Source organism: Bacillus sp. JJ664 (genome assembly GCF_036962205.1).
GTDB lineage: Bacteria > Bacillota > Bacilli > Bacillales > Bacillaceae_G > Gottfriedia.
On the sequence record NZ_JBALMS010000190.1, the window covers coordinates 1 to 1,974 of the forward strand.

Below are 1,974 nucleotides of genomic sequence, written 5' to 3' on the forward strand. Positions count from 1 at the left end.
TAATATGATTATTTGTGTATTTTTACTAACAATTTCTCTAGATTCCAGAATAGTATTTAAATATAACAAAAAATAATACCTGACCTTCTAATGAGGTGAATACATGTCTATTCCTATAAATGCATCAACAATTCAGATTGTTCCTTGGACAAGCTCTGACCTTCATCTACTCTATAGATTAAATACTCCTAATATGACGAAATATCTCGGTGGAACTGAAACATATCAGCAGATTAAAGCGCGGCACAATATATATCTTCAAATAGCTGCACAAAAAAAAGGCCAAATGTTTACCATTATGATCCAACCGCTTCAATTGAAAGTTGGATGTGTTGGTTATTGGGAAAAAGTTTGGCAAAACGAAACTGTATATGAAATGGGATGGAATGTTCTCCCAGAATATCAAGGTAATGGAATTGCCACTTTAGCAGTTGAAAAAGCAATATCACTCCTTACGCGCAATTCAAAATATCGATATTTACATGCATTTCCGTCAATACACAATTTAGCATCTAATGCAGTTTGTCGTAAGCTCCACTTCTATTGCATTGGTCAATGTGACTTTGAATATCCAATTGGAAGCTGGATGAAAAGTAATAACTGGAGATATAATCTGAAATAAATGTAATTGTTGTATGTATAAGCAAAAAGAAGTTAATTCAAAAAATAAATTAACTTCTTTTTAATACTGCTCATTTTATTTCTGGCAAATCAGTTTTCCATGGACCATTTTCAATAATGATCGCATCAGTTATTTGAAGTTCTAATTTTTTCGTGTTTAGATTCTTCATATTAATTGAATATGTTTGAGGCTTATATTGATTATTAACATTTTCAATTGTTGATACAATCGAATTAGTTTTATTCAACTCGGGATTAACATGTTGTAAATACAAAGCAGAATACCAACTATCCTTCGTTAAGTCTTGGTTTGGCGTAATAATCTCAATCGTAGCTTTTTCAAATTCGGACCATTTTACAATCATTCCCTCTACTTTAATATCTGTATTTGGTAATTGAAATGCTGGTAACTTGATTTCTTCACCTTTTGTTTTTGGAATGGGAATCGTCCAATTTAACTGGTTGTATGAAATCATTTTAGAAATTGCTGGAGTGATCAGCGTTAATTTGTTTTTATCTTTGAGATTACCTAAATCCGCAATATATTTATATCTTAGAATTGAACCACTTTCATGACTTTTTAATAGACTTTTATTTCCTTTTGAATCAATTAAATAAGGTTCGAATCGCTTCATGCTAAATGGAGTAAAATCTCCTGTTTGTATATAATTTACTAGTAAGTTATTCTTTTCTTTTCTCACCATTGTATTTAGTTTGATATTTTTAATTTCATTACTTTTACTTGGTAAAAAAACTTTATCAACCTCTTTTAGTTGTAAAGTAAAGGTTTTTTCTCCAACGACAAACTGTACTTTACCTTTATTTGGGAATTCCAACTTAGATATAGTATCTTTTAACATCAGTTCTTCTGTGACCAAACCTGTTGAATCAACACCTTTTCCATCAAGTTTTAACTCATACTTTTTTGAGTTTACTTTTAAATAGACAGGTACAGTATCCCAATACTTAGAGAATTTTTCTAAACCACCATAATGTTCAACATTTATGTTAGTTTGATACTCATACTCAATTTCAAAATATGGTATGTCATTATTAAATGCCAAGTTATTGATTTTGAAGTTTTTATGATCTCCAATATATGAATCAAACTCATAAATAGGACTATCCACTTTATGATCAAATGGTTTATTAAACATCGGTAAATAAGAGAAATACTCACTTGCCCATGCACGAATAGTATCTTTTTGAAATGAAATCGTGCTGACCAATAAAATAGCCGCTGCTGCTAAAAGCAACATTTTACGTTTAATTTTATCAGGTCTTTTTTGTTTAACGTTTATTCTATTCATAACTTTATTTTCAATGTTTACTAATGTTTTATCATCTACATCA

2 protein-coding genes are annotated in these 1,974 nt (G+C 29.8%); one reads left to right on the top strand and one right to left on the bottom strand.

What is annotated here, in order from left to right; all coding sequences use genetic code 11:
• Positions 1 to 103: 103 nt before the first annotated feature.
• Complete coding sequence (locus V7056_RS19925) at positions 104 to 622, top strand: GNAT family N-acetyltransferase (RefSeq protein ID WP_499704128.1); 519 nt, start codon at positions 104 to 106, stop codon at positions 620 to 622.
• 70 nt (positions 623 to 692) lie between these two features.
• Here the strand turns inward: V7056_RS19925 and V7056_RS19930 are convergent.
• A partial coding sequence (locus V7056_RS19930; protein ID WP_499704129.1) for a hypothetical protein occupies positions 693 to 1,974 on the bottom strand: 1,282 nt, incomplete at its 5' end.

Coding starts and splice junctions, on each gene's coding strand:
- V7056_RS19925 (WP_499704128.1), top strand. CDS start 104: ATGTCTATTCCTATAAATGCATCAACAATTCAGATTGTTCCTTGGACA.